The organism is Citrobacter sp. RHB21-C05, assembly GCF_013889015.1.
GTDB classification, from domain to species: Bacteria; Pseudomonadota; Gammaproteobacteria; order Enterobacterales; family Enterobacteriaceae; genus Citrobacter_A; species Citrobacter_A sedlakii.
Genome location: NZ_CP057611.1, coordinates 3953925 through 3976422, shown reverse-complemented (window position 1 = coordinate 3976422; position 22498 = coordinate 3953925). Strand labels below are relative to the sequence as shown.

23 protein-coding genes and 1 tRNA gene are annotated in these 22498 nt (G+C 49.8%); 13 read left to right on the top strand and 11 right to left on the bottom strand.

Features of this window, described 5'->3' with window-relative positions; genetic code table 11:
• The 7 genes from HVX72_RS18945 to HVX72_RS22305 all read right to left on the bottom strand — a co-directional run bounded on the left by HVX72_RS18945 (position 1) and on the right by HVX72_RS22305 (position 11693).
• A complete protein-coding gene (locus HVX72_RS18945) occupies positions 1–849 on the bottom strand; it encodes a hypothetical protein (protein WP_047053965.1) in 849 nt (282 codons plus the stop codon).
• Positions 846–4052 (bottom strand): protein DpdH, encoded by a 3207-nt coding sequence (dpdH, locus tag HVX72_RS18940; RefSeq protein WP_181822092.1) that lies wholly within the window; start codon positions 4050–4052, stop codon positions 846–848. Before dpdH ends, HVX72_RS18945 begins: the two co-directional genes overlap by 4 nt.
• Complete coding sequence (dpdG, locus tag HVX72_RS18935; protein ID WP_047053969.1) at positions 4049–4924, bottom strand: protein DpdG; 876 nt, start codon at positions 4922–4924, stop codon at positions 4049–4051. The genes dpdH and dpdG overlap by 4 nt, the downstream gene beginning before the upstream one ends.
• A complete protein-coding gene (dpdF, locus tag HVX72_RS18930) occupies positions 4911–7391 on the bottom strand; it encodes a protein DpdF (RefSeq protein ID WP_049128078.1) in 2481 nt (826 codons plus the stop codon). The genes dpdG and dpdF overlap by 14 nt, the downstream gene beginning before the upstream one ends.
• Positions 7391–10498: a protein DpdE gene (gene dpdE, locus HVX72_RS18925; protein WP_047063876.1), complete on the bottom strand. Its 3108-nt coding sequence runs from the start codon at positions 10496–10498 to the stop codon at positions 7391–7393. The genes dpdF and dpdE overlap by 1 nt, the downstream gene beginning before the upstream one ends.
• A gap of 384 nt (positions 10499–10882) precedes the next feature.
• Positions 10883–11245, bottom strand: coding sequence for a 6-carboxytetrahydropterin synthase QueD (queD, locus tag HVX72_RS18920; RefSeq protein ID WP_047053975.1), 363 nt, complete (start codon positions 11243–11245; stop codon positions 10883–10885).
• 322 nt (positions 11246–11567) lie between these two features.
• The gene (locus tag HVX72_RS22305) at positions 11568–11693 is read right to left on the bottom strand and encodes a hypothetical protein (protein WP_256436153.1); all 126 of its coding nucleotides are present in this window, start codon (positions 11691–11693) and stop codon (positions 11568–11570) included.
• 37 nt (positions 11694–11730) lie between these two features.
• Between HVX72_RS22305 and HVX72_RS18910 the strand changes: the two genes are divergently transcribed.
• A protein-coding gene (locus HVX72_RS18910) for an IS3 family transposase (RefSeq protein ID WP_096755719.1) occupies positions 11731–12878 on the top strand; the annotation gives its coding sequence in 2 pieces (ribosomal slippage) (positions 11731–11968 and positions 11968–12878; 1149 coding nt in all).
• Positions 12879–13067: 189 nt separating this feature from the next.
• On the opposite strand, the gene HVX72_RS18905 is transcribed toward HVX72_RS18910, so the two are convergent.
• Together HVX72_RS18905 and HVX72_RS18900 are read right to left on the bottom strand one after the other, a co-directional pair.
• Positions 13068–13274, bottom strand: coding sequence for an AlpA family transcriptional regulator (locus tag HVX72_RS18905; protein ID WP_053266270.1), 207 nt, complete (start codon positions 13272–13274; stop codon positions 13068–13070).
• Between the two features lie 121 nt (positions 13275–13395).
• Positions 13396–13974 (bottom strand): inovirus-type Gp2 protein, encoded by a 579-nt coding sequence (locus HVX72_RS18900; RefSeq protein WP_052318339.1) that lies wholly within the window; start codon positions 13972–13974, stop codon positions 13396–13398.
• A gap of 476 nt (positions 13975–14450) precedes the next feature.
• Between HVX72_RS18900 and HVX72_RS18895 the strand changes: the two genes are divergently transcribed.
• The 12 genes from HVX72_RS18895 (at position 14451) to HVX72_RS18840 (ending at position 21141) form a co-directional block, all read left to right on the top strand.
• Entirely contained in the window at positions 14451–15023 is a 573-nt protein-coding gene (locus tag HVX72_RS18895; RefSeq protein ID WP_047620703.1) for a hypothetical protein, read from the top strand.
• A 120-nt stretch (positions 15024–15143) separates the two neighbouring features.
• Positions 15144–16007, top strand: a complete 864-nt coding sequence (locus HVX72_RS18890) for a GTPase family protein (protein ID WP_053266272.1) — start codon at positions 15144–15146, stop codon at positions 16005–16007.
• 90 nt (positions 16008–16097) lie between these two features.
• Positions 16098–16919 carry a DUF932 domain-containing protein gene (locus tag HVX72_RS18885; protein WP_181822091.1) on the top strand — a complete coding sequence of 274 codons (822 nt, stop codon included), beginning with the start codon at positions 16098–16100 and terminating at the stop codon, positions 16917–16919.
• 216 nt (positions 16920–17135) lie between these two features.
• Positions 17136–17837: a WYL domain-containing protein gene (locus tag HVX72_RS18880; protein WP_047620708.1), complete on the top strand. Its 702-nt coding sequence runs from the start codon at positions 17136–17138 to the stop codon at positions 17835–17837.
• Positions 17838–17877: 40 nt separating this feature from the next.
• The gene (gene ypjK / locus HVX72_RS18875; RefSeq protein WP_001144031.1) at positions 17878–18114 is read left to right on the top strand and encodes a protein YpjK; all 237 of its coding nucleotides are present in this window, start codon (positions 17878–17880) and stop codon (positions 18112–18114) included.
• On the top strand, positions 18114–18557 hold the full coding sequence (locus HVX72_RS18870) for a YfjS/YafY family lipoprotein (RefSeq protein WP_047620715.1): 444 nt from the start codon (positions 18114–18116) through the stop codon (positions 18555–18557). The genes ypjK and HVX72_RS18870 overlap by 1 nt, the downstream gene beginning before the upstream one ends.
• 23 nt (positions 18558–18580) lie before the next feature.
• Positions 18581–19048, top strand: coding sequence for a protein YkfB (gene ykfB / locus HVX72_RS18865; protein ID WP_053266281.1), 468 nt, complete (start codon positions 18581–18583; stop codon positions 19046–19048).
• 76 nt (positions 19049–19124) lie between these two features.
• Positions 19125–19364, top strand: coding sequence for a DUF905 domain-containing protein (locus HVX72_RS18860; RefSeq protein ID WP_053266273.1), 240 nt, complete (start codon positions 19125–19127; stop codon positions 19362–19364).
• A 99-nt stretch (positions 19365–19463) separates the two neighbouring features.
• On the top strand, positions 19464–19913 hold the full coding sequence (locus HVX72_RS18855; protein WP_181822090.1) for an antirestriction protein: 450 nt from the start codon (positions 19464–19466) through the stop codon (positions 19911–19913).
• An 11-nt stretch (positions 19914–19924) separates the two neighbouring features.
• Positions 19925–20404: a DNA repair protein RadC gene (radC, locus tag HVX72_RS18850; RefSeq protein WP_053266275.1), complete on the top strand. Its 480-nt coding sequence runs from the start codon at positions 19925–19927 to the stop codon at positions 20402–20404.
• 13 nt (positions 20405–20417) lie between these two features.
• Positions 20418–20753, top strand: a complete 336-nt coding sequence (locus HVX72_RS18845) for a type IV toxin-antitoxin system YeeU family antitoxin (RefSeq protein ID WP_105607669.1) — start codon at positions 20418–20420, stop codon at positions 20751–20753.
• Positions 20754–20820: 67 nt separating this feature from the next.
• On the top strand, positions 20821–21141 hold the full coding sequence (locus tag HVX72_RS18840; RefSeq protein WP_053266278.1) for a TA system toxin CbtA family protein: 321 nt from the start codon (positions 20821–20823) through the stop codon (positions 21139–21141).
• A gap of 401 nt (positions 21142–21542) precedes the next feature.
• Here the strand turns inward: HVX72_RS18840 and HVX72_RS18835 are convergent, their stop codons facing one another.
• The gene (locus tag HVX72_RS18835; RefSeq protein WP_181822089.1) at positions 21543–22169 is read right to left on the bottom strand and encodes a serine acetyltransferase; all 627 of its coding nucleotides are present in this window, start codon (positions 22167–22169) and stop codon (positions 21543–21545) included.
• A 205-nt stretch (positions 22170–22374) separates the two neighbouring features.
• Positions 22375–22450, bottom strand: a tRNA-Ile gene (locus HVX72_RS18830).
• Between the last annotated feature and the right edge of the window lie 48 nt (positions 22451–22498).

The window sequence follows — 22498 nt, the reverse complement described above, 5'->3', positions numbered from 1 at the left end:
CTATTTCCTTGTGATCACGAACTCATCCAGCATCTCTTCATCCCTTAACCACTCAAGCACCTCGGGCGTCAGGGCACTTAACGTCGGGCGGAGACTCTGCGGGCCATTAATGCTATTGAAAAATGCTTGCACCACGTCAGGCCAGTCTGTTTTCATCATGCCGCGCAGGGAATACAGTTTTTCGGCGAGCGCTTTGATTTGGTGAATCTTTTCACCGCTAACTGGTTGGCACTGCGTTAAGTTTTCGAAATCCTGACGTCGACGCTCATAGTCGGAGGCGATATCGTCAAATTTGTTCGCATTTTTTTGGAAATTCAGTGTCTTGTCATCGACATGAACCTGCTGATGTAACTCTTCCAACCATGCATCCCAGGCATCTTTTAGTTCTTTGCTCAGGTCCTTGTGTAGGGTGCCGAGTTGGCTGACGCAATGGGTCAAGGAATCATTCTGGATGATGTCGTAAGCGGTAGGTTCCTCTGAAGCGGCCAGCGTCTCATCTAGAGAGTTCTGTGGCGACTCTTCCTGATCTACAAGGTTTTCTTCCTCGCCGGGATTGTTTACCGACTGGTTTTTCAGCCAGCGTCCCCACTGTAACTTGAGACTTTTAACGCTGTTCGCGGCAGCGATCAGTTCGCTACGCTGCTCGTCATTCCAGGTAACCGCAATGCCCCGCGGGAGTTGTTGCTGGGCTGGATATTGCTGTTTAAGCAATGCAAACTTATCGGCAATGGTGTTAGTTTTGCTGCACACCAGATTACATTTATCGATGATTTGTGAGGCCTTACCAGCCTGAACGCTAAGATCGAGTTCTTTTTGCATTTCAGCCAGTTGTTGGCGCAAGGTGGTCATTGATCGGCTCCAGAGGCGATGATATCGCTCACAAGTGTTTTCAGACGGTCATTCACTTTATTCAGAGCAAGAGTCAGTTGCTGGATATCCCCTTTGGCGTTCATCTGCTGGAGTGTGAACGCGATCTTGGGTTGTACCAGTTGCCATTGCGCAAGTACGCTGCTGATTCTTGAAACGTAGTCACCGTCAAGTCGACAGATCTCCAGCCACAATTTCGCACTATCTTTCTGTTTTTCAATGGAAAGTAACGCAATTAAAGTCGCCAGACTCTCCTCGGCGTCGGTTCTGAGGGCTTCAATTTCACCCAGCAGCCACGAAGATGGTTTGTACTGAGCGCTGCCTGTGGGATAGTGCTCGGTCCGCACAGTCTCAATAAACGTCTGCCAGTCGTTCAGTTGGCTGAGGAAATCGTCGCTATCTTTAATGTTGGCAAAGAGATGAACATTTTTTAGCGTGCTGGCAAGTTCCTGTTTGACGGAGAGCGCCGCACGTTCAATTTCCGCACCAAGCGGCTGTTTTAACACTGTTTTCAGCGCGGAATATATTACATCGGCATCCAGCGCACGACTGCTGCCCAAGCCTGAGCCTTGCTCAGTGATGGCAACCTGTTCAAGCCACGCTTTTCTGGCATCATCCCATCCTACGAGCGCCTGCGCCCTGGCTTCGGCGACTCTGGCGCTGGCGTGCGGATGCAGGGTCGCCTCAATCCCTCTGAAACAGATCTCGGAAGGAGAGGTCGTCAGCGTTCGACCGGTACTTTTCCCTTCGGTTCTCCCGACACCTTTCTGGGTGAGGCATAGGGTATTGACGATCTCCGCCGGTTCTTCTTTACCCGTCACCAGGCCAAGCAGCAGAGCTTTTTGCAGATGCTTTTTAAGCGCATCCTGTAAGTTACGCGCCCGGAAGTGATTAATGGCGCTTTCCGTAGCCTGCGGCACCCACCACTGGATGAAGTTTTGATAGCGAGTGTAGTCTTCCTGCGCCTCTGGATAATTAAAGCCTTGCTTTAAACCGGCGTAATACTGGATACGTAACAGGGCTACCGCAGCGTTATACACATCTACCCGTCGGGAAGGATCGATCAGGTCCTGCTCAGAGTAAAAGTTCGTAATAATGCTTGAGGGGTCAGACGCCGCTTTTGGCAGTGAAATCAACGTAAAACGACCTTCTTTCAGCGGTGGCCGAGAAGACATACCGAACAACTCTGGCTGTGCATGAATTTCATAACAGGCGTTCAGTGCCGCACGCAAATCACGGGCAACATCCTGCGGCAGAATGACATTGTCATTCACCCATGCACGGACCGCCCTGATAAAGGGTAGTTCGGATTTGGCAGTGTATTTTGCCTCTTCTTTCGGTTTGAATTCCGGATTGTCAATCTTTTTACCCGCCGGCGTACTGCCTGTTTTGCCCGCCGTTTCGTGTGCGTTCTTTGTTGCTGGTTCCGCCGACTCCATGGTGGGACCTTTGCCATTCAGTTGCGCTGCTAGTTCATCGAGGCCAAAGGCACTCGCAACGCTGCCCGGCAGTTTTTCGCGTAGTTCATCAAATGAATCAATGCCATATCCCCAGATGGCGGCAAGCGTCACCGAACTGCCAACCCGGTTGACAACTATCTGTGAAATCTTGTCTTCGATCTCGGGAACGGCATGAATTCCAGCGAAATTTGCTGGCGGGAACTGTGTTTTTTCCGCTTCTATTCTGCAATCGCGCAGAATATCTAACAGGATGCGGTTAATGATTGTACGCGGGTTAAAAATCAACTCGCCGCTGCTGTCGCGGCAATGCTTATCCGCCAATGCCAAAATGGCATTGCGGTTATACGGGAAGAGCGGGAATTTCTTATTGGCAGAATAACCAAAATCTTCTAGTGCATTGGGGATCTCATCACTGTGCCAGACAGGTGGCCACTGGGGCTTACCTTGCTCAGGACTGTTTTTTAACTCCTCTGATCCAAAGCGTGCGGCGTTCAGATAGCGACCACAGAGCGAGACAATACGATCTTCGTTATTGTCTTTATCGACGTTCTCGATGACCCACTCGTAGCCAGCACGCGTGATTAACGTTTCCTGGCGGCGTTTATAGCCGGGATAATTGTCGGTGACTGCAATCACTGAGTGGACAGGGCAGAGAATTTGCACGCCGCCAGGTGCCGCTTCTTCGATCAGGCTGTCGATCAGGACATCTTCAATGGCGGAGATCGCCGCCATATCTTCTACCAGAATCACCAGACGGCGATTAAGTCGCAGAAACTCCTTGCGGATTTCCTGAAAAAGCTCCTGAAAAGATCCTCCATTGAAGGTGAACAGGCGCTTGAAGAGTGATTTCAGCGAGGTATGCATGGCTTCATTGAGCACGCGCGCTGCACGGGTACGCGCCTCCACTTGGTCTGACTCATGCAGTTGAGAATGGTTAAGATAGCGGCGTGCACGCGCGGACAGATCGTCAGGCTCAAAGACAAAATAGAGATCTTCCGGAAGAAGTTCATATTTATCATGATCTTCTTCTCCTTCTTCCAGACCACTACTCATCCGACTGGCAAGTTTGAAAATACAGTGGCCCGGCTTCAGAAGATTCTGTTTGAAGTTGGGGTCGGTGATCAGATCACAGATACCGTTTTCCACCTCTTCAATGATGGCTTCCATATAGGCGAGTCGGTCTGCTGGAATGTCTTTACCTTGTGCCAGCAGCGTTTGACCTTCTTCCATGACCGCTTTTTGCATGTCCTGCAACTGATGGGCCATCATGGTCAACAGTAGATCTGCCAGATCTTTCGCCGGATACTGTTCTGTTACTTCATTAACGCGCATGCGTGCGTTGTCGAAAAATTCCCCCGTCAAGTTTTTCAGGATGCGTAAAAGCACCTGTCGTAGACTGGAGTTTTTGGGTATCCGGACAATTTCCCATTGCTCGCTCTGGTCGTTTTCCGCCAGGTACATGTTGAACCGGCAGTCTAACCAGCGCACCAGATGTGATTTCCCCATCCCCGAGCGGCCAATCAGTGGGATGGCGCGCTCCGTATGAAGTAACTGCTGGAACAGGTCTTCGTCACGTAATATTTTATGATTTTCATTGACGTCGCGTCGGGTCAGTAGCATCGGTTCATGCACGGCCAGAAGCACATGATCCTCTAATTCTTCTGCTTCATTGCGAATGCATTGGACGATATTTTTCCTGGATGGCCAGTACTCCATCATGCTCATTCTGCATCCTCCCTTAGCGTGATTTGGCTAACCCGGCGAATTTTACCGCCAGGTAAGTGGAGTGATAAGGCGTCTTTATCATCACTGCCGATGGCGAGGATAATGCGCTTACTGATTTCAAGTCGTTGCAGCGCAACGGATGTGCTGGTGCAGATATTGTCACCTTCCGGCGCGACCCAGTCTTTTTCCTGCTGCATCACGTCATGAACGGAGTTTCTGAACTGGCCCCCGTCCATCATTGGCATGACCTCCGCCATGTTTGCCATAAAGATTTTGGCGGGAAGGGTACGCGTATCGTCAAAGATCTCCGGCAGAAAATATTGAATGGCCCGGGTAGGGTCGGTGACATAATTTCCGTCCGGCATTAACTCGAGAAAACCGAGAAAACGACCAAATTCTCTCACTAGTTTTTCGGTGTTGGTATTGATGGTTTCGCCGGGTAACCATTTATGCACTTTGTTGGTGATGATCGTAGGGGAGAGAGGTTCCAGGCCCCCGAGCGAGTGTTGCTGAAGGCTCAACAGGCAACTCAGTACCCGCCACAGCGGTTCGCATTCATTCCCACTGGCAACGCCGTTTTCACGACAAGCATCAATCGTACAGGCAAGCAACCGATGCGCCAACGGACGCACACCTGCTTCAAGCGGTAACATCTTTCCGTCGAGCATCGGCCAGAGTCCCAGATTGCACCAGAAGCTCAGGTTCTCTTTTAATTTTCCCCATGCGTTATCGTTAGTGGGCAGGTTATCAGGACGATAGCGGGCGAGCAGCGTGTCCTGAGACAACGGTTCCTGTGCGCTTTGCAGAACGCGTTCAATCAAAGGAAGCAGTATCAGGCCGCTTCCTGGGTTTGCGTTGTTAATTATTGACATGTTGTAGTTGCCTGATAAAAGTGTCCAGCGACAGCGCATTAGCGGCGCTTGCACACCATGTTCGATGTGGGAACTGAGGATCGGCGAGATGCTCAGGTGCAATAATAATTCGCTCAAAGCGCGTCATGGGTAGGTCTGGGAACGCATTGGCCGTGTTAGGGATGATCACGATCTCTGGTCCATCCGATGCAGGTGCTGTCATTTTCTGTGCGCTCCAGAAATGCGAAAGCGAATCCAGGTTGTTCTCTAGTTGCAGGAACACTGGCCTGTCTGCACGAATAAACACGTATTCGCCAGAGGTGATCAGCGACCGCAACGTCACACGAAGTTCCATCAACAACGAATGTAACTTCATATTTTCGTTGTAATAAACTTTCTTTTCCGCACCTACGAAGAGTGCTTTTTTCTTCGGCTCGGAGCGTAAAATTTGTACATCTGTGCCCACGGTGGGCGAAAACGCTCCTTTCCCTTTCTGACGACATCCCGGACAACCTCCACAGGTTAACTCGGGAGGATGGCTCTGATATTCATAGAATTTCTGCAGAATTTTACACAGTGGTTTGCCAGGATCCTCCAACCACATTTCCATTACCGTAAAGGCTGCCCGGCGGTTATTCAACTCGGACTGGCGGATCTTCTCCACATGGGTGTTCCAGTGCGCTTCTGAATAATGCGCATCGTCACAGTGACGGATATGAACGTGGTTATAGTAGCTTTCGAACCATTCAATCAGTTGCGTGTTGTTGTCATCCAGATTATCTCGCAGGTCGTCAGGAATTTTCGGATCAGCAAAGACCAGTTTGATGAGTCCGGCTCTTTGCATTAACAGCAATGTCCGACGGTTCCAGGCTTCGTTTTTATCGCCTTGGTGATCAATATGAACGGGCTTGGTGTTCAGTGAAATCATGTAGTCAGCGATCGGGCTTTTCTTACGATCGTCAAACATTGCTTTCCAGCGGGCAAAACCTTTTTCTACGCCAATCAGCGTCTCAACGGCCAGCGATTTTGCCGTTTTCATTTGCGCCTTATGCCATACCAGATGCACCTGGCAGGATCTGCCGTCACGCCCAGCACGCCCGCAGTCCTGGTAATAGCGGTCGATATTTTCCGGAATGGCAGCATGAATGATGCTGCGGATTTCCTTTTTATTCATCCCTACCCCAAAGGCAGAGGTAGCGACCATGATATCGAGCTGGTCATTTTTCCATTTTGAAATCAATTTCTTGCGATTGTTTGTGTCAATTTGACCGTGGAACATGCCGGTTCGCCAGTAGCCCAGTTCGTTCAGACGGGCAGACCACATTTCCGCATCTGTGCGGGTAGTGCAATACAAAATCAGCGGGCGGGGTAAGGTCATCAGAAGCTGTTCGACCCGCTGACGATGCGCGTTTTCATTTGCCTCATGATGCACAAAATATTCCGGCTCCGGGCGTAGGAAATTAGCTGACACTTCAATCAGTTCGCTGTTTTCATCATGGAACTGCTCGACCAGAATGTCCCGGGTGCTTTTGCTGTAAGTCGCCGAAAGCAGCAGCGTACGAAAACGGCATTTTCCTAGGGCTTTCAGTGAGCGAATCATAGGGGCAATCAGCTGAAAGTCAGGGCGGAACTCTGCGCCCCATTGATCGATCAAATGCGCTTCGTCGATGACGATCGCGCCAATCATATTCAGTCTGGAAAGCTCAAACAGCACCGGAACCAAAGAAGAGCGAACGGATTCCGGGGAACAGAAGAGCACACGCTGTGTCCCCGCTTTGATTCTTTCCTTAATTGCCTGACGCGAGGGCTGATCTTGTCCTCCGATCCAAGCATAACTTCCACCATGATCTTGGTCGGTGCCGCGAAGCAGTTTTTGCATGTCGTCAGCCTGCTCAATTGCGAGGGCGACGGTGGGGACGATCACCAGCGTGAGGGTGTTTGTCGGTGCGCTGAGCGCCTGGAGTTGGGTGAGCAGACTTTTACCGCAACTGGTGGGCAGATTCACCAGCAATGTACAGTTATTATCAGACGTTAGCAGCGTCCGGATGGCGGCCTGTTGACCGAATCCCTGATAGTGAGTCAGCCAGGGCTCCTCGGGTAACAGGCGCTTCAGTGCCGGATCGGTCTCGGGGCGCAGCAAGTTCCTGCGGATCTTACGCTGATAGGTGGCTCTGGTCAGCGCCAGGTCCGCCTCTTCAGCCAGTTGAATTTGTTGCGCGGCAGGCGACTTTGTCATGCCCCACTCAGGCGCCGGAGCGTCGGTCAGTTCCGGCGGCAGGGGTAGCCACGGCGCGCTAATACCACTTGCGTGAGCGGCACGTAACGCATCGGCGTAGCCGGCAAAAATGTCACCATGACCTGCCGAGGCATCGGTGATGATCTGAATCAGTCTGTTCAGAAACTGATTTTCGATACCGTCCTTAAAGGTGACCCCTTGACTAAAACAGGTGGTTAGCGCCTGCTGCAGGCGTGACCATTCCTCTTCCATCAGACGATTTCCTCCAGTAGATTTCTGCTGCACACCACCACGGCTTTGACGGCCATTAACTGGAGTCTGGCTTGTTCGCCGAAGGTTGCCTGTTGTTGTTCCCGGTCACTGGCATAGACTCGTTCCACCATCTCTTTCCAGGTGTCCGGTGAGACAAGCTCTTCAATTTCTTGCCAGAGATTAGGGCGCAGATTCATATCTGCATAGAATTTCTGCGATGTTTCATGTTTGGCGTACTCGCTATTGAGCAGTTCCAGCAACTGCGGATTCGTCACCGGTGTACCCTTAGAGGACAGCCAGTGTTGCACAATACGCGGCGGGTACAACTCGTCTGCGATACGGCGTTGGGCGTAGGTGTCCTGCGTCTGGCGATGGGTGACAAGCCAGGTAGACTGGAAGAAGTAATTGGGCTCATTCAATGGCTTTGGGAGCACCCGCAGTACCGCCATGGAACTGCCCCGGGCATCTTGGTTTAACAGTTGCCAGATCGTATCGACAAATGGCTGCCCATAACGCAGCGGATAAACGGTTGTTCCGTCGATCGCCGGAATGCGTTCAGCGCTCATCAGATGCGTTGACGGTGGGTTACCCCCTTCTTTATCGAAGCTGAGCATGCAGGTGGTGAGAAAGGTTTTAAAATCGACCAGCGTCCCTGTGCTGCGGTCAGAGAGTTCGAACTGAAACTTGATACCTTTTTCTGCGGTGCCGGTGGCGCGAAAACGCAGTGCACGCGTGATCCAACTTGTCAGCGCATTACACTGCGCTACTGCAAGATGATCGTCAGCGCTTATCTGTTGCGCAAAAATCGCCGCCTCTGCAATCTCGTCATCCATCGCCAGCAGCTTTTCCTGCATGTTAATTTTATGCGTTTCGTTGGCCAGAATGCCCTGTTCGCCAGGGAATTCGCTGGCAATACGTTCAAGGGCCACCGGACCTTCTTGGTAGACATTTTGCCACGCATTTTCCAGATAATCGTCGAGGACGAACTGGAGGCTGGCGATGGTGTTATTAAATACGCCAATGCTGTCTTTCAGAATACTGGCCCACACGTTGCGTAATCCGCGGTCGGCGTGATTTTTCAGGATCAGACTCTGGACGGGTTTTACGCCTTTCAGGTTTGCACTGTACCTGTTCAGACGACCAAGGCGCTGTTCAATACGGCTACAAGAGCGCGGTAAACCGTAGTGAACGGCCAGTCGCAGACCCCCATGGAGATTCAGACCATCTTCGCCGCTTTTATCGCAGATCAGGATCCGAATGGGGCTGCCGGGTTTCAGGTACATCAGGGGTTGATCCGGCTGATAGCGCTCCAGGGGGTACTCCAGCAGCAGTTCGAGCTTTATTGCCAAGTGCTGGGCAAGATCCGGACGATCGCAAAAGACGATGGCTTTTCCTGTTGAATTCTTTTGCAGCCACTCATTCAGGGTGATGGCAAGCTTGTTATCAATGGCCTGAAGTTCATTTTTTGCAGTTGAAACAATGTGTTCTAACAGATCTCGTTCTTCCTGAGTGCGTTCCGCTTCACCCAAATGTACTTTAGCGCGTTGCATGACACAGAGTGGGCTGGATAGGAGATCGTCAATCCAGAAGAGGTACGTGTCTTCACTCATTGCCCACTGCGTATTCTGCGGTAGTAAAGATAATGAACGATACTCATCAATCAGTTCGTCTAACGCTAACCCATCGCAATACCAGCGGCACTCCGCTGCTCCATTTAGCCCTGGAAACAGAAGGTTTAGGTTGAGGTTTTTCGTTTCATCGAAGCTGAGTGAAACCTGACGGCGGTTACGCAACAGTCGATGATGAATGCGATAGTTTTCCCCTAGGTGCCGACGAATATCCCGGATCCTTTCTTCACGCTCCTGGGTATTGGGGGAGAACGTCCCAATAAGCGGGATGAGTTGCTGGCAGAGTGTCATCAGAACAGTATCTTCTGGGAACTGCTGCTGCAGTGTTTCCAGATTACGGCGTAAGCTGACGTTTGAGACGGAAGGTACTAACCCTGAGAAGATCCCGCCGAGGTTTTCACGATTTTTGACCAGTTCGGTAAAGTCTTGCAGATGGGTCTCATCCACTTGGTAGGCTTCGGGATTAATACAGTGCAGCATCGACAAGAAGTTCCTTTCATGCCCATGCAGAGGGGTCCCCGTGAGTAACAGAACGTAGTGGGCTTTCCGGCAACCCTTAGCGATCAGGTTGAAGTCATAACGTTCATCTTTATCTCCTGACCACGGCCAGGAGGCAATCTGGTGGACCTCATCGACCGCGATAAGTGAAGGGGTGAATCCCCGTTCAATCAGGGTACAGGCATCGCAATGGGTGCAAATCACGATGCCTTCTGTGACCTCATTTTGTCGCAAACCTGCTAGGGCCGTAGAGGCATCAATAATAAGTTGTTTCAGTTGAAAGCGTTCACCCAGTTCTTCCCGCCACTGGTTAACGAGCGGTGCCGGAACCGCAATAAGCATGCTGACGTGGCCAGTTGCTTCTAACGCGTGTTCACGGACGACCATTCCGGCTTCGATGGTTTTCCCCAGACCAACCTCATCGGCCAGAATATACTTGGGGTTTTTATCCTGAAGCACACGGCGTACCACAGCCAATTGGTGGGGTTCGAGTTCAACGGCACTACTGGAAATGGACGCCATCGCGCGGCATGCAGCGCGTTGCTGGATGTAGGTTTCAATAAAGGACTGTCGAAGAGGAAAAAAAAACGGCGCGTCATTTGCTTGTAAGGCAAGAAAGTCAGCAGGGTTTACTGGAGTATCATAGGCTTTGTTGAGAACAAAGATTTTATCAATCGGGAGCGTTGCATATTCTTCTTCACGAAAAATGACCAGGAAATCACCATTAGGTCTAGATCCTCCAAAGCGTGCGCGTGCCCAGCGCTGACTTTGAGGTTCAAGGCAATAAATTACAGCCTCTTCGGGCGGTATTGTTAGTGATAATTTATCCCGGTTTACTTCAATTTGACGTGCATAAGGTTGCGCAGGAGACTCAAAAAAAGCAACTGTTGCGAAATTTGAATCGATATTGACGCTGACGATTTTGCCAGTACCCTCAAAATGCTCAGAGACCACCAGTGACCCGATTGGTAGTATGTTCATCCTCTTAGTCCTTAATAGAAGATTGCATTCTTTATCTAGAAAAAACAGTATGTTATTTTTTTTTGGTTGAAATTCACCCAAATCTGAATGATGTTATGTGCGGTTGCTATAAATACATGAATATGAATAGGATACTAAGATAAAATTCATACTCAAGTGAAAAAAGGTAAAAATGAGATAGCACCACATTCAAGTGAAAAATGTATGTGAGTCAAATGATTATGGATCTTCAGGGGGGATTAAATTCGTATTTTCAACTACCAAAGTTGGTGTGAATATATTGTTGATTTTGTTAAAGATTAAACTTTTTTCATTTTCAGCTTTTATACATCAATACGAGATAGCAGGGCTGGCGGAGTTGCAACCAGCCATCTAAACGTGTGCTTATTCGCCGCGATAAATACAACCAGCTGTACAAGTTTCTTTCACTACCACTGCGCTAAGGATAGGCAGTTGTGGCTTAACCTGATTCCAAATCCATTCTGCTAGTACTTCACTGGTTGGGTTTTCTAAGCCGGAGATGTCGTTGAGATAATAGTGGTCCAACTTATCTAGCGTGGGTTTAAAAATTGCTTTCAGTTCGGCGAAATCGATAATCCACCCGGTGTGATTATCTACTTCGCCTGTGATTTCAAGGCGAACCACAAAAGAGTGTCCGTGTAAGCGTCCGCACTTATGGCCATCAGGCACGTTGGGCAGTCGATGTGCGGCTTCAAAGGTGAAATCTTTGTATAGCGTAGTTTTCATGGTGACCTCATTTTTTTGTTATACAGTAACAATAAGAAGCACGATTTCCTAGCTTTTCTGAGTTAGCTATTAACACTCTATTGGATAGGCAAAATTATTTCGGTCGTATCCAAATCAGGTTGTTTTTGGCATTGGCCCCATGATACTCCTCCTGTTGGCTGATTTAAGTCTCCGGTTCAGCATGCTAGGCAATAACATTCACAAGTAGTCAGTGGCACATTGTGTACAGTGCCAGTCGACTTTACTGACCTCGGGAGTGGCATTGGTGAGGAAACGGCGCAGGCGTCGAGCCTCACATAGGACTGTTGCTTGTAAGCTACAGTTAGGTATGTCCAAACCATGGACATTCAGTGTCGTATTCAGGATGGTATTGCAATGCGCTGTTGTAGAGATGGCAGGTATAGCGGTCGTAGTGGGTTGTCTGAATCGCCACGGGTTTAACAGACACCTCAGAGTCATTTAAGATGGCTTAAAGAGAGGTGCCCATGAGCGGTAAGCGTTATCCCGAAGAGTTTAAAATTGAAGCAGTCAAACAGGTTGTTGATCGCGGTTATTCTGTTGCCAGCGTTGCAACACGTCTCGATATCACCACCCACAGCCTTTACGCCTGGATAAAGAAGTACGGTCCAGATTCTTCCACTAATAAAGAAGAGTCAGATGCTCAGGCCGAGATCCGCCGTCTCCAGAAAGAGCTGAAGCGGGTTACCGACGAACGGGACATATTAAAAAAAGCCGCGGCGTACTTCGCAAAGCTGTCCGACTGAGGTACGCCTTTATCCGTGACAACACCTGTTGCTGGCCTGTTCGCCTGCTCTGTCGGGTGCTGGATGTTCATCCCAGTGGTTTTTACGCCTGGCTTCAGCAGCCGCATTCACAACGCCATCAGGCAGACCTGAGGCTGACAGGGCAGATTAAACAGTTCTGGCTGGAATCGGGATGCGTCTATGGTTATCGCAAAATCCATTTGGATCTGCGGGACAGCGGGCAACAGTGCGGAGTGAACAGAGTCTGGCGACTGATGAAACGTGTCGGGATAAAGGCTCAGGTCGGATACCGGAGCCCGCGGGCACGTAAAGGCGAGGCCAGTATCGTGTCGCCCAACAGGCTCCAGCGACAGTTCAATCCGGATGCTCCGGATGAGAGTTGGGTAACGGACATAACCTACATCAGGACCCACGAAGGCTGGCTGTATCTTGCCGTGGTTGTTGATCTGTTCTCACGCAAAATTATCGGCTGGTCCATACAATCCCGGATGACAAAGGACATTGTCCTGAACGCACTGCTGATGGCTGTATGGCGGCGTAATCCCCAAAAACAGGTGCTGGTTCATTCGGATCAGGGCAGTCAGTACACAAGCCATGAGTGGCAGTCGTTCCTGAAATCACACGGCCTGGAGGGCAGCATGAGCCGTCGCGGTAACTGCCATGATAATGCGGTTGCAGAAAGCTTTTTCCAGTTGTTGAAACGTGAACGGATAAAGAAAAAAATCTACGGAACGCGGGAAGAAGCCCGCAGCGATATTTTTGATTACATCGAAATGTTTTATAACAGTAAGCGTCGGCATGGTTCTAGCGAACAGATGTCACCGACAGAATATGAAAACCAGTATTATCAACGGCTCGGAAGTGTCTAGATTATCCGTGGCGATTCAGTCTGCACCATTTTGGCACCGATCAGATGACCATTGCCATCGAGAGCGATAAAGGATTTGGGAGACATAATCAGACTCCTGCAGACAGGCGTAACCCGTCTCTGAAGGGCCGGCACCTGATGCGTTGACATTTAATATTGCGATTTTAAAGCAGGCTGGAATAAGAACAGATTAATTTCTGGATTCGTAAATACGGTAATATAACCATTCTTCCAAGTCGCTCTTTAACCACCGGGAAGCTCTGCCCAGCTTAATTGGTTTAGGGAATGCCCCATCCTGTATCAGCTTATAGAACCATTTATCGCTCAGGCCAGTAAGCTGGGTAATGAATTTCATATCAATGAATTGATCTTCAAGTAGTGCAGGTTTTGTATACATGTTGATGTGTTCCGGTTAAGGATGAATAACCGGAGCTGTTAGTAAACCAATCATTACCGTCAGCTCCCCCACATCAATGGCTTCTGTTGTAAAAAAACTTCGGCTCAATGTTTACCAGTCGCTACTCCTTCCTGGGCCTGCCTCTACGGCTTCGTGGTGGTATAGCATTCATGCCTGCAATAACCCCTCGTGACTTCTGCTCAGATTTGGCTAAGTAACTGATTACGTAACGTAGTTCATCTACTGCTTGCCTATTGCGGTGATCCACTATCGTTCCGGAACTCGCAACGAAATGCTTTTTCTTGGAACACAGATGAAAGAGACCTTCATCGTCAGTCAATCTGCGCCATTCTTCCCCTATCGCACGCGAGGTCGGATAAAATTTCCGATGCTTCTGCCCATCAAGATAAAACATGGCATGCACATGCAACCCCTTACGTTGTCTGTATTCAATTACCCAGTAGTACCCAATAACCATCTTTCGGCCAAATACTATATCCATCAGATGCTGTATCTCGCCCTCAATCTCATCCATGAGATTACGCTGCGAGCGTTCACTTCCTTGTTTCCAGCCAAAATCCATACGAAAAGCCAGTAAGCGTGAATAACGCTCAAACATTTCATCCAGGTGGTGGTTTATATCTTCGAGAAGAAAACAATGCATAGGGTAATTAGGGTTGGCATTGTAGGGTTCTTTCATTATCTATCCTCAAACTAAATGGGGTTCAATAGATAGATGTGTGATGTATTTTTTATACAGGGATGAGCATTGATTACAGGAGGGGGATGGTTAACTCCGGGTGATAATACTAATTAACCTTAATTCAGTAAGAACAGATGGTTTCAAGGATTCTATCGCAGGTTCGCATGGTGGCCTTACATAGGAAGAAATGTGTGCGTGAAATCTGATGTATTGCAGTGCGATCTGGCGCTTTACTGGCCCCTGTGATATGTTGTTATGCATAATCAACAAAATGCATAACAATTATGATAAAGAGAATAACATTTAATACCGATGATAATTTAACGATTAACTCAATCGACAGGTATGCCGAATCCAATGGCACGTCACGTTCGAAAGTAATATGTGAGTTATTACGATCTACTGCACCTATTCTTGATTTTGTGACATATCAAAATAGAATTACTCAGGAGGTTGAAAGCAGGCTTTTTAGCATGTTTTATCATGAGGTTCGTCACTTCGAAACGCAGCAGCATAAAGATGATTCCACGCTGAAGTATCTTCATCTGCTGTCTGAGAAACTTGTTTTTCGTATTCGATCTGAACCAATAATGTCCTTTTCTCTTCCAATGTTTGATGAATGGGATTCTTACAAAAAAGAATTTAAGGCAAAGATAGAAGAAAATATTGAAGTTCATATGCCAGAAGATGATGGTATATCTAAATATGTTTACTTATGTATAAAAAAGCATCCTGTTGAAAAGTTTGAGTTCGATTTAATCCAGATAACAATTCCATTCTTCATTGTTGACAAGTATTTGTTTGATATCCAATCAATCTGCTACGTTCGCGCTATTGATTTTTGCAATATTGGAATTAATGAATACATGCAGAGAAATAAGAAGTATCTGCATACAGCGTATCTTTCATGGGTTCCTGTTGCGGCCTTTCGGGATGGGGTTGTTTTTGTTGCAGCTTTGCACATCGATAAAGCGTTGCCTAATCAACTATATCCTCCTAAAACCACCATTAACCTTCCTTACGAGTACTGGAAGTATTTAGGATGATTCAATAGAAAATCATCATTCAAAACATATTCAGATATATATCATTTTCATGAATATACCAGCATAACGGCAGGACTTCACGGTTCTGCCGTTTTAGTTTTATTTATTGCAGGAGTAATCATGAATAACCCACGAGGTTTAAAGTCACTAAACCATACTCTTTCCGGCCTACCGCAATGGGTGTCTGAGCGTATATTGCAGCAGATAAATCAGTTAACCCGCTACGAGCCAGTGATCGGCATTATGGGTAAAACCGGGGTGGGGAAGAGTAGTCTGTGCAATGCCCTGTTTGCTGGAGATATATCACCGGTCAGCGATGTGGCTGCCTGCACCCGTGAACCTTTGCGATTTCGCCTGCAGGTTGGCGAGCGCTATATGACCGTCGTGGATTTACCCGGTGTGGGCGAAAGTGGCGTTCGCGATACCGAGTATGCTGCGCTGTACCGAGAACAGCTTTCTCGCCTCGACCTGGTGCTGTGGCTGATTAAGGCCGATGACCGGGCGCTGGCAGTGGATGAACACTTTTATCATCAGGTGATTGGTGAGGTATACCGGCATAAAGTGCTGTTTGTTATCAGCCAGTCGGACAAGGCCGAACCCACCAGCGGTGGGGGACCATTGTCTACGGCGCAGAAGCAGAATATCAGCCGCAAAATCTTTCTGCTGCATGAGCTGTTCCAGCCTGTGCATCCAGTATGTGCGGTGTCTGTCCGACTGCAGTGGGGACTGCGGGTGATGGCCGAGCGGATGATTAAGTGTCTGCCACGCGAAGCTACCAGCCCGGTGGTGTCGCAACTACAGTCTTCCTTTCGCACGACGGTAGTCCGGGAGCAGGCTCGTAGCGATTTTGGTGAAACCGTCGGTGCTGTACTCGATAGCATCAGTGCCTTTCCCCTGATACCCGCCCCAGTGCGGGCCGTCATTCAGGCCATGCGCACCACCGTGGTGTCAGTGGCCCGCGCCGTCTGGGATTTCTTCTTCTGAGTATTTAACCCATCCCTGTTATTTCCCTATCCCTGTCGCCGATGCGACGGGGATTTCTTTATTTGTTTTCCCGTTATGAGGAGTCTGCTTATGACCCGTCTGGCTTCGCGCTTTAGCGCCGCAAATCTTATCCGTCGTGACCGTCCGTTAACCCGTGAGGAGCTGTTTCGCGTGGTGCCCAGCGTATTCAGCCAGGACAAACACGAGTCCCGTAGTGAACGCTACACATACATACCCACCATCTCCCTGCTCGACAGCCTGCAGCGGGAAGGCTTCCAGCCGTTCTTTGCCTGTCAAACCCGTGTGCGTGACCCGGCGCGTCGTGAGCACACAAAGCACATGTTGCGTCTGCGCCGGGAGGGACAGATCACCGGTAAACAGGTCCCGGAAATCATTCTGCTTAACTCCCATGATGGCACCAGCTCTTACCAGATGTTGCCTGGCCTGTTCAGGGCTGTGTGCCAAAACGGTCTTGTCTGCGGTGAGTCGTTTGGGGAGGTGCGGGTGCCGCACAAGGGGGACGTGGTAAGTCAGGTAATAGAAGGGGCGTATGAGGTACTGGGGATTTTTGACCGGGTGGAGGAGAAACGGGATGCCATGCAGTCGTTGCTGTTGCCATCACCGGCGCAGCAGGCACTGGCAAAAGCTGCACTCACGTACCGGTTCGGTGAAGACCACCAGCCGGTGACTGAATCGCAGATACTGTCCCCACGTCGCTGGCAGGATGAGAGCAATGACCTGTGGACCACCTACCAGCGTATTCAGGAGAACCTGATTAAGGGCGGTCTCAGTGGGCGTAACGCCAAAGGAGGACGGTCACATACCCGTGCCGTTCGTGGTATTGACGGGGACGTGAAACTTAACCGGGCACTATGGGTGATGGCGGAAGCGATGCTCACGCAGCTGCAATAAGCGTTTCATGTTGCCACGTTGTTAATATCGGACACCACCTGTCCGCATTGCAACGTGCTGGTGGTCCTCACTCACCGGGGGATGGCTTGTAACCCCCGCTACATCTGGCTTTTGCAGAAATAAAAAATAGTTTCTGTGATGTCCATACCCTGTCCGCCCCCTTATTTAAAGTAATCACATCATTTTCAGTCAGTTAACTTCCACGGAGAACGTCTCATGACACAGGCAGAACGCCGCCATGACCGGCTGGCTGTCAGACTGTCACTGATAATCAGCCGTCTGGTGGCGGGGGAAACGCTGAGTGTGCGTAAGCTGGCCGCTGAGTTTGGTGTGTCGGTGCGCACGCTGCGGCGTGATTTTCGTGAGCGGCTGATGTATCTGGACCTGGAGTATCAGTCCGGATATTGCCGCTTACGCACAGCGGGCAGTGAGACGCAGATGGTGCCCGACGTGCTTATCTTTGCCCATCGCAGCGGGATGGCCGGTCTTTTTCCTGGCTTTGACCGCCGCCTGGTGAACGCACTGCTGATGTGCGATGAGTCTCCCTGCGTTATAGCACCCGCCAGTCCTGTTCCTTCGCCAACAGGCGCATTGTCTTTCTGGCGACTAATTCAGGCCATTACCGGGCGCAGGCGGGTAACGCTGATTGCCGAGGAGCAGCGCTGTGAGCGGCTGGCTCCCTGTCGGTTACTCATCCACCAGCAGGCCTGGTATCTGGTGGCAGAGCACGACGGACATATCGCCGTATTCTCCTTGGATGAAATCCATCTGGTTCAGCCCCTGCAGGAGACTTTCCGGCGTAACGACAGTCTGTGTCGTCTTGTTGAAGACCCGGGCTTTATTCAGTCCTTACCCCATTTTCGCTTTATCCAGCAGTCACTGCTTACGTTTGTTCCGGCCGACAGCTCACCAGAATAGCGCAAGCGTTGTTATCAACCCGGCAACAGGGAGGAGCCCTATGCCCGTTATTGCCATTATCGCCATTGTTGTCATCGTCATCATTCTGAATAAAACCGGGGTGTCCGACAGTCTCGCGGCCCTGACCCTTGCCACTGTTGCCGCACTGCTGACGGGAGGTGGCGCAGCCGGTGCTGCCAGTGTCGCGCTGACACCGTTCGTCGGCGTGCCGGTGGGTATTTTCGTCGGCATTTATGTATTTGCCAAAGTGGTACGTCTGATTTCAGGGAAAAAATAATGAAATGTAAAACACTACCTCTGATGGCGATGGTTGCCACCACTCTGTTTCTGAGCGCCTGCGATGACAGGAGTGATGACCTGAAAGCTATCAGTAAATTTAAGGACCTCACGCCTCCGCGCTTCAGCGATGTGGTCAGTCGGCAGGATGATGTCAGCGAAGAATGGTCACAGGTTGGCTTTTCATCAGGTCTCACCCTGCAGGTCTTACGTACCCGTGAGTCGCCCGATGGCTGCGAGGGCGGTAGTTACTACTACCTCGTGGATATGCAGGAAAAAACCGTCCAGCCGCTGATGAATGCGCTTTGTATTGCCGACAATATCAAACTGGAATACCACGAGGTTACGGACCCGTATACCAAAGAAAGATACTTTGAGTACGCCCATGACGGCAAACTGATGGGTCGACTGCTGATACCCTCGAACCCTGACAATCAGGAATAAAAACAATGATAAAGGAGAGAGAAATGACAATACGTTCACTAAGCCGATTTATGCTGGCGGGTGTACTGCTCGCCAGCTTTAATGCCTCTGCGATCCCGGGGCTCTGGCAGCAGGGTTACGGTCAGGGCAATACGGAATACAGCGTCACGGATGCTAACGGGCAGACCTTTACCATCAACTGCACAGGAAACCCGGACCAGAATGGTTTCTATCAGCATTCAGTCTTTCTTACCCTTGCTGGGGACAAAACGGTCAGCTCACATGATGACAATACTGACATCACCGTGGTGATGGACCATAAGCAATATGCCGTTCCCTCAACACTTGGATGGCGTAACGGCGATAACGCCTGGTTTGACTTCATCATGGATATCCGTAAGACCGGGCAGTTTGACGTTTACGTCAATGACCGTAAAGCGGGGACTTTCACTGTGGACCTGAAGAACGCAGAGAAAGTTCTACCCATTCCCGGAGACTGCAGTAACGACTGACAGCCGCATCTTCCCCCGCAAACTAACCCCGACAGCCACCAGGCTGCCGGGGTTTTCCTTTATCAGGAGCCTGCAAATGTCCCCATCAGTGTTGCTGCCACCGGGACCGTTCACCCGGATACAAGCGGAAGTTGTCATGGTAACGTATCGCAATATCACCATTGAAGACGACCAGGGTAGTCACTTCCGACTAGTGGTTCGTGACCCCGAAGGCCTGATGGTCTGGCGGGCATGGAACTTTGAACCTGACGGCGGAGCTGGGCTTAACCTTTATATCCGGCAGTACAGCATTATAAAGCAGCCCTCAGCACTCTAATTGAACGCGTACTTAACGCGGCATCACGCTTCACACCACATCATTTATTCCCCATCACGCCAGCCTGAGTTGCTGGCGATTTTATTCCCGGAGAACACCATGACACAACACACCCTCATCCTGGCTAACGAGCCACAGTTGATTATCACCGCTACAGCTGTACCCGATGAACAACGTATCGGCTTCTGGCCACAACACTTTGGTTCTATTGCGCAGTGGATAACGCTGGAACCACGTATTTTCGCCTGGATGGACCGCTTCTGTGATGAGTGCAGCGGTGGTATCTGGTCCTTTTACACGCTCAGCAATGGCGGCGCGTTTATGGCCCCTGATGCTGACGTTGACGATAAATGGCATCTGTTCAACGGCATGAACGGCAATGGTGCGCAAATGAGCGTGGAAGCCGCAGGTATCGCAGTCTGCCTGATTGAATACAGCCATCACGCCTGTCGCACCGAATGCGATGCCATGACTGAACACTATTACCGACTGCGGGATTACGCTCTGCAGCACCCTGAATCCCATGCCATTCTTGCCATCATTGATTAAGGGGTTTTGTCATGGACAAACAACTGACTCTCTTTACACCGGAGTTGCCATTGACCTCACTGCGCACCATCAAACGAGCCCTGAGTCTGCTTGACCAGCACCTGCGCGAACCCGGTGTGGCGTTTACTTCCACGCAGGCTGCTCGCGACTGGCTCAGGCTGAAGATGGGAACCCTTGAGCGCGAAGAATTTATCGTGCTGTACCTCAATAACCAGAACCAGTTGCTTGCCCACGAAACGCTTTTTACCGGCACCCTCAGCCACACTGAAGTTCATCCCCGCGAGGTGGTGAAACGCGCCCTGTACTTTAACGCTGCAGCAGTGATATTTGCCCATAACCACCCCTCAGGAGAGGTTGCTCCGAGCCAGGCAGACAAAGCCATCACCCAACGGCTGGTACAGGCGTTGATGCTGGTGGAGATCCGGGTCCCCGACCACCTGATAGTCGGCGGCAGGCAAATATTCTCATTCGCCGAACATGGTCTTCTTTAACAGGAATAAAATTATGTATAAAGACGCTACACCAACCTGGGGGCTTAGACGAGATATCACTCCGTGTTTCGGAGCCCGACTGGTGCAGGAAGGTCATCGCCTGCATTTTCTGGCTAACCGGGCAGGATTCACCGGCTCATTCAGTGAGGTGCAGACCTTACAACTGAATGAAGCCTTCCCGCATTTTGTCGCATATCTGGAGCTGATGCTGCTCTCCTGCGAGCTGAATCCCCGGTACGCGCACTGTGTCACACTGTACCGTAACGGGTTGACTTGTGAAGCAGATACGCTGGGCAGTCATGGGCACGTGTATATGGCAATTTATCCCTCAAATCAGGTTAAAGACTGATCTTCAGCAGCATCTCAGCTTTGTAAGCCTTCAAATCTTCCGTTCCTTTATTTAAGAGACTCAACATATGCAAATCTCAACTGTACCGGCCACGATGCCGGTTTCGTCACGCCTGTCGCCCGTGCAGGTCTGGCAGCAATTGTTAACGTATCTGCTGGAGCACCATTACGGCCTGACGCTCAACGACACACCATTCCATGATGATGCGGCCATCAAGGAACATATCGAGGCGGGTATCACGCTTGCTGATGCGGTGAATTTCCTGGTGGAACGTTATGAACTGGTACGCACTGATCGCAAGGGGTTTACGTGGCAGGAGCAGACACCATTTGTAACCGCTACAGATATTCTCAGAGCCAGAAGAGCTACCGGGCTGATGAATAAGTAAATTCTGCGAGTTTCATTCCTGATTTTTACCTACGCGCTTTCTACTCTTCTTATTCATCGCATAACACGCCTGCCACTTACGGCAGGCGTGTTTGCTTTTATGGATAATTGACGATGCAAACAGAACCCGAGGTATTAAGCGAATTCAACGAACGGATGAATGATATTTTGGAGAAGCATTAATCGGGGATGCTGTCATCATGTTAGAATCTGGTTGGATCAACTCCTTGGTTTTGCCCCGATTCGAGTCCCAAAATCAATGATTTAATGTGTTGGTATCGATGTTGGTACATTATCCAGATGTTATTTTTTATTGCTTTTAAATCAAAGGATTAATCATTGTGTGCGAGTCCGGCCTTCGCACTGGCTGCTTTGCGGAGAACTGAAATTCGTACTTCGAAATCACAGCACTGCTTCTGCGGAACGGGACGCTTCTTTTGTCGCATTGCCAGTGACAAAAGGCTGCTTTTCCACGTATTCCGTCTGCGGTAGTTTGGACGTATACACCGGCGTGATCGTGTTTTTATAAACGGTGTCGCTGGGGATGTTCTGAAGCACCAGAGAATGCGCACCAATGGTGACATTGTTTCCGATCGTAACTTTGCCGCCCAGAATGGACGAGTTACAGCCAATATCAACATGATCGCCAATGACTATCATCGCGTCGGCGCTCTCGGTACGTAACCCTATGGTGATGCCTTGCTTCAGGTCGGCGAAATCACCAATCACACAGTTGTCAGTAATGACAATACCGTTCAGATGAGCAATGTTTAAACCCTTGCCGATTTTGCAGGACAGTGAAATATCAACGCTATGTTGGTACTTGAGGCGGTTTTCAATTCTGCGGGCAATGCGTTTTTTGAACTTACTATTCTGGCCATAGAGCCATGAAGCGATACGCCACCAGAACAGGAAGTGCTTCTTCTGATTGCGTCGGGTACGAAGTAACGCTTTACGCCATGAAAAGGATTTGTCATGGCCAATGACTTCAAGGCGGATACATTCTTTCAGTTCATTGTACGACGTCATATTGTCATCCTGACTAAAATATTGGCAAACGAGATTGAAGCAGTATGTAAAAAAAGCGCAAAGCGTTCAATCGCCATGGTCCGGTGAAGGGCTAATCACTGAGAGACAGATGAGCATGGGGACGAAAAGGGGACGCTGACCGATACAGACAAAAAAAGCCACGTCGCATGATGTGGCTTAATTATATGATTCTAAAACTAAAATTTGGTGGCCCCTGCTGGACTTGAACCAGCGACCAAGCGATTATGAGTCGCCTGCTCTAACCACTGAGCTAAGGGGCCGTGGCGGTGAATTATAAAGTAACTCCCTCCTGCAATCCAGCCATAACC